This is a genomic window from Sphingopyxis sp., from assembly GCF_036402335.1.
Classification (GTDB): Bacteria; Pseudomonadota; Alphaproteobacteria; order Sphingomonadales; family Sphingomonadaceae; genus Sphingopyxis.
In genome coordinates, this window is sequence record NZ_DASWTD010000426.1 from 1 (window position 1) to 5865 (window position 5865).

A 5865-nucleotide genomic window follows, 5' to 3' on the forward strand; every position below is an offset into this window, starting at 1 on the left:
CCTATGCTTTTGGAATCGGCCCGCAGGGATATCTGCAGGCGGTTTACTGGGGCGGGCGGCTTGCCGACGATGACCGGCTCGGCCCGCTCGTGGCGCTGCGCGACCATTCGAGCGTCGACATGTCGGCGTCGATCACGCCACAGGAATTTCCGGGGCAGGGCGGCGGTATCTTCGTCGAGCCCGCGCTCAAGGTCGCCTGGCCCGACGGCAGCCGCGACGTCGTGCTGAAATATGCCTCGCACAGCATCGGGCGCGATCGCATCGACGTCGTGCTGCAGGACATCGGCCGGCCGTTGCGCGTGACGCTGCATTATACGATCGACCCCGATACCGGCATCGTCGGGCGGTCGGCGACGGTCGAGAATCGCGACAAGCAGATCGTCCGGCTCGATCAGGTCCAGTCGGCGTCGTACACGCTGCCCACCGGCAATGATTACCAGCTTCATTACCTGACCGGCCGCTGGGCGGCCGAATGGACGCTGCAAAAGCGTCCGGTGACCGAGGGATCGACGGTGATCGAAAGCCGCCGCGGCTCGACCGGGCACCAGTCGAACCCGTGGTTCGCAATCAACCGGGCGCAGGACGCGCAGGAGGAATCGGGCGCGGTGTGGTTCGGCGCGCTCGCCTGGTCGGGATCGTGGCGGATGACCGTCGACCGCGACCAGATCGGCAAGGTCCGTGTCGTCGGCGGCTATAATCCGTTCGATTTCGCCTGGCGACTGAAACCCGGCGAAAAGCTGGAAACCCCCGTCTTCTACGCCGGCTATTCGGCGCAGGGCATGGGCGGCGCGTCGCGGCTGATGCACCGGTTCCAGCGCGACGAGATTTTGCCGCGCCACGATGGCGAACTCAAGCTGCGGCCGGTGCTCTACAACAGCTGGGAGGCGACCGAGTTCAAGGTCGACGAGGCGGGGCAGATGGCGCTCGCGGAAAAGGCTGCGAGCCTTGGCGTCGAACGCTTCGTCATGGACGACGGCTGGTTCGGAAAGCGCAACAGCGACAAGGCGGGGCTGGGCGACTGGTCGCCGAACCCCGAAAAATTCCCGAACGGGCTGAAGCCGCTGATCGACAAGGTGCAGGGGCTGGGGATGGAATTCGGCCTGTGGGTCGAACCTGAAATGGTGAACCCCGACAGCGACCTCTATCGCGCGCACCCCGACTGGGTGATCAACTTCCCCGGCCGTCCGCGCAGCGAGGGGCGCAACCAGCTGATGCTCAACCTCGCGCGCCGCGACGTGCGCGATCATGTGTTCAAGATACTCGACGAGCTGGTGTCGAAGAACGAGATCAAGTTCCTGAAATGGGATTATAACCGCAACTGGTCCGAACCCGGCTGGCCCGAGGCGGGCGAGGATCAGCAGCGTATCTATGTCGACTATGTCGACAACCTCTACTGGATCATCGCCGAACTGCGCCGGCGCCATCCGGGGCTGGAGATCGAGACCTGCTCGGGCGGCGGCGGCCGCGTCGACCTTGGCATATTGGCGCTGACCGACCAGGCTTGGCCGTCGGACAACACCGACCCGTTCGACCGGCTGACGATCCAGGACGGCTTTTCGCACGCCTATGCGCCCGCGGTGATGATGGACTGGGTGACCGACTCGCCGAACTGGGTGAACCGCCGGCAGACCTCGCTCGAATATCGCTTCCTGTCGGCGATGCAGGGCGGCCTCGGAATCGGGGCCAATCTGAATCACTGGAAGGACGAGGATTTCGCGACCGCCAAAAAGATGGTGGCCGAATACAAGACGATCCGCAAAACGGTGCAGCAGGGCGAACTCTACCGGCTGATCTCGCCGCAGGACAATAGTCCGCGCTCGGCGACGCTGTCGGTTTCTCCCGATCGCCGGCAGGCGGTGCTGTTCGCATTCCTGCATAGCAGCACGAAACTCGAACCGTTCCCGGCGATCGGGCTGCGCGGTCTCGATCCCGCGAAGCTCTACCGGCTCCGGCGGATGGGTGGAGCTGCAGCGGAAGCCGGCGCCAATCCGGACGTGGCGAGCGGCCGCTTCTGGATGGAACGCGGCGTCCAGGCGGACCTGCGCGGCGATTTCCAGGCCGCCGGCTATGTGCTGGAGGCGGCTGAATAATCGGCAGCGCTGTCCGAGGTTGGACAGCGCCGCCGCTTCGCTGCACAAGGGCGCGATGAAACGCCTATCCGCCGCTGCCGCGCTGCTCGCCTTCCTGCCGATCGCGTCGTTCGCCGAGCAACCGGCGCCCGATCCGCTGGGCTTCGTCGACCCGATGATCGGCACCGGTCCCGAAGGCCACACTTTCCCCGGGGCGACCGCGCCTTTCGGGATGGTCCAGCTCTCGCCCGATACCGACGCGACGTGCCAGATCCGCGAATGCTATGATCATGCGGCGGGCTACAGCTGGCACGATTCGACGATCCAGGGGTTCAGCCACACGCATTTCTCGGGCGCCGGCCATTCGGACCTTGGCGACCTGCTGGTGATGCCGCAGGCGGGCGAGGTCAAGCTCGATCCGGGCGATCCGAAACAGCCCGGCTCGGGTTATCGCCAGCGCTTCGACCATGCGAGCGAAAAGGCGAGCCCCGGCTATTACGCCGTCACACTGGCCGACAGCGGCATCCGCGCCGAACTGACCGCGGGCACGCGCGTCGGCGTCCATCGCTACAGCTTCCCGGCGGGCAAGGACGCGCATCTGCTGCTCGATCTCCGCTCGTCGCTCTACGACTATCCGGGCAAGATCCTCTGGTCCGGGCTGCACTTGCGTCCCGACGGCACGCTGACCGGCTTCCGCGAGACGCGCGGCTGGGCGCCGGGGCGCAAGCTTTTCTTCGCGATGCGCTTCTCGGCACCGCTCAAGGGTCACGCCTTCCTCGATCGTGACGAAAAGGTTCCGTACAAAGGCTTTCAGGGGCCGGGCCGCGGTAGCGACGCGCTTGCCGAAAAGCTCGGCAAGGCACTTGAGGCGCGGCTCGATTTTGGCGAATTGGGCGGTCCGCTCGAGGTTCGCGTCGCACTCTCGGGTGTTGACGAAGCCGGCGCTGTCGCCAACCTCGACGCCGAAAGCGCCGACTTCGACAGCGTTCGCGCCCGCACGGAGGGCGAATGGCGCAAGGCCTTGGGCGCGCTCGAAATCGAAGCGCCTGCGCCGATGCGCACCAACCTTTACACCGCGCTCTATCACAGCCTGCTGGCGCCGAGCGTGTGGAGCGACGTCGACGGTCGCTACCGCGGCCCCGACGATCAGATCCATGCCGCGAAGGATTTCACCTTCCGCTCGACCTTTTCCCTGTGGGATACGTTCCGCGCGCAGCACCCGCTGCTGACGCTCGTCGCCCCCGACCAGACCAACAGCGACATCGTCAAATCGCTCGTCGCCAGTCGCAGGCACAGCCCGCACGGCATCCTGCCCGTATGGCAGTTCCACGGCCGCGAAACATGGACGATGATCGGCTATCACGCCGTCCCGGTCATCGCCGACGCCTATATGAAGGGCGTGGGCGATTTCGACGCGAACGAGGCTTTGGACGCGATGGTCGCGAGCGCCGACTATGCGCCCTATGGCGGGCTCGGCGACTATATGAAGCTCGGCTATGTGCCGATCGACCGCGAGCTCGAGGCGGCGTCGAAGACGGTCGAATATGCGTATGACGACTGGACGATCGCACGGATGGCCGAAAAAATGGGGCGAACGGATATCGCCGACCGCTTCTACCGGCGCGCGGGTTACTGGCGGAACAGCTTCGATGCCAGGACCGGCTGGCTACGCGCGCGCAAGGCCGACGGCAGCTTCCGCATCCCGTTCGACCCGACCGCGATCAACTATGGCTCGGACTATACCGAGGGCAATGCGTGGCAATATTCGTGGTTCGTCCCGCAGGACCAGGCCGGGCTCTTCACCATTCTTGGCGGCGATGCGAAGGCGGTCGCCAAGCTCGACGCGATGTTCGACTATGACAATTCGAAGCTCGACTACAGCCATGCCGAGGATATCGCCGGGCTGATCGGCCAGTATATCCACGGCAACGAGCCGAGCCACCATGTCGCCTATCTCTATGCCTATGCCGGCGCGCCGTGGCGGACGCAGGAGCGGCTGAAGCAGATCGTCGACAGCCAGTACAAGCCGACCCCCGACGGCCTGTCGGGCAACGACGACCTCGGCCAGATGTCGGCGTGGCTCGTTTTCACCGGGCTCGGCTTCTATCCGGTCGCGCCGGGATCGAACCAATATGTGATCGGCCGGCCCTTCGTGGATCGCGCGGTTCTGAACCTGGCCGGAGGCAACCGGTTTACGGTTGAAACGACGGGACTGTCCGACGCCAACCCTTATGTCGGCAAGGTCGAACTCAACGGCAAGCCGCTCGCGCGCAGCTGGATCTCGGACGCCGAAATCCGGGCGGGCGGCACGTTGCGCTTTACGATGCAGGCCAGATCCGACACCGCGTGGGGCAAGGCGCCGAACGCGCGCCCCTATTCGCTGTCGACCTCACGGAAAGCACGACCGCTTCCGCAAAACTGACGTCCGCGGCGAAGAATGTGGAGGACGGTGACGAGCTATCGGGAAGGGGCGATGGTGCGGTGGCTCATCCCGAGGTCACGACCCGGTTGCGGCCGGCTTCTTTCGCCCGGTAGAGTGCGCGATCGGCCTCGTCGACAAGCATGCCGGCCTGCTGCCCTTCCGCCGGGTTTATCGCGGCAACGCCGATGCTGACGGTCACGGGATGGGGCAGGTCGGCGGTCGGCTCGAGGGTGAAGGACTCGACCGTAGTCCGGATACGTTCGGCGACCAGCGCGGCGGTATCCTCGCCGGTTTCGGGGAGGATCAGGGCAAATTCCTCGCCGCCCAGCCGTGCCGCGACATCGGTTGCACCGCGTGCGCTGCTGGCGAGCACGTCGGCAACGATCTGCAGGCACAGGTCGCCGGCAGCATGGCCAAAGCTGTCGTTATAGTTTTTGAACCGGTCGACATCGATGACCAGCAGCGCGATCGGGCGGCGGAGGCGGAGCGCCATCGCCCACTGGCGTTCGAGGCCCTCGGCGAAGGACCGGCGGTTCGCCAGGCCGGTCAATGCGTCGGTGCGGCTGAGCTGTTCAAGATCGTCGTTCGCCCGGCTCAGTTCGACCGTCTGTTCCTGCAATTGCGCGACGAGCCCCGCATTTTCGGCCGACAGGCGCATCGAGCGCATGATCTCGGCTCCGAGACGGCGTCCGGCGAGCATCATCGCGCCGCAAAGGATGATCGTCGCGATGCCGATCTGGAGGTGCCCGGCACGCCCGCTCGACAGAAATCCTGCCGCCGCGAGGAGCGATGCGGGCACGTGAAAGGCCAGATGCGCGGGCCAGTAGCTGGCCGAGGTGACGGTGATCATCACGGCGCCGAGCGTGATCGCGGTCGCAACGAGCAACTGGGGATCGGTCGCCGCACGCGTGGCCCAGAACATCATCGTCCCCCACACGAGGCCCGAGACGAAGATCAGCGCGGTCGCGCGGCGAAGCCAGCTCTCCGGGCGGCCGTGGTCGCGTTTGCGATATCGCGCGCGGACGATCAGCCGCACGCAGAGAATGAGCGCGGTGACGGCGACGAATATCTCCGCGCCGGTCTCTGCCGGCGTGCCGAGCATCGTCGTCGCGATGAGCGCGGCACCGGCAAATCCGGTAACGGCGCTGGGGACGATCGCCGAAAAAAGAGCGTCGGCCTGTGCGGCGGCGATGCGCTCGTTCAAATCATTTGCCTGCGACACCCGCCCACCTTCATTTCCCGAACCACGGCAGAGCGGTAGCTTCATCATCCCCCGCACGGCAACTGCCTATCGGCGTCGCGTCAGCTTTCAGGCGCGCAGCTATTCTCGATCATGCATGCCGTCCAGCCGCCACCCATCGCCTGAAACAGCTG

The 5865-nt window shown here is 65.6% G+C and carries 4 protein-coding genes; 3 read left to right on the forward strand and 1 reads right to left on the reverse strand.

Going from position 1 to position 5865, the window contains the following annotated elements; all coding sequences use genetic code 11:
* Both VGD20_RS13755 and VGD20_RS13760 read left to right on the forward strand, forming a co-directional pair.
* On the forward strand, nt 1-2090 hold a 2090-nt coding region (locus tag VGD20_RS13755; protein ID WP_331134992.1), incomplete at its 5' end, for an alpha-galactosidase.
* Nucleotides 2091-2145: 55 nt separating this feature from the next.
* Nucleotides 2146-4491 carry a GH92 family glycosyl hydrolase gene (locus VGD20_RS13760; protein WP_331134993.1) on the forward strand — a complete coding sequence of 782 codons (2346 nt, stop codon included), beginning with the start codon at nt 2146-2148 and terminating at the stop codon, nt 4489-4491.
* Nucleotides 4492-4555: 64 nt separating this feature from the next.
* On the opposite strand, the gene VGD20_RS13765 is transcribed toward VGD20_RS13760, so the two are convergent.
* On the reverse strand, nt 4556-5695 hold the full coding sequence (locus tag VGD20_RS13765) for a GGDEF domain-containing protein (RefSeq protein WP_331134994.1): 1140 nt from the start codon (nt 5693-5695) through the stop codon (nt 4556-4558).
* Between VGD20_RS13765 and VGD20_RS13770 the strand changes: the two genes are divergently transcribed.
* Nucleotides 5682-5865 (forward strand): hypothetical protein (locus tag VGD20_RS13770; protein ID WP_331134995.1); only part of this gene is annotated, 184 nt, incomplete at its 3' end. The genes VGD20_RS13765 and VGD20_RS13770 overlap by 14 nt on opposite strands.

Excerpts from the sequence above, each read along its gene's own strand:
- VGD20_RS13760 (WP_331134993.1), top strand. The coding sequence starts at position 2,146 with ATGAAACGCCTATCCGCCGCTGCCGCGCTGCTCGCCTTCCTGCCGATC.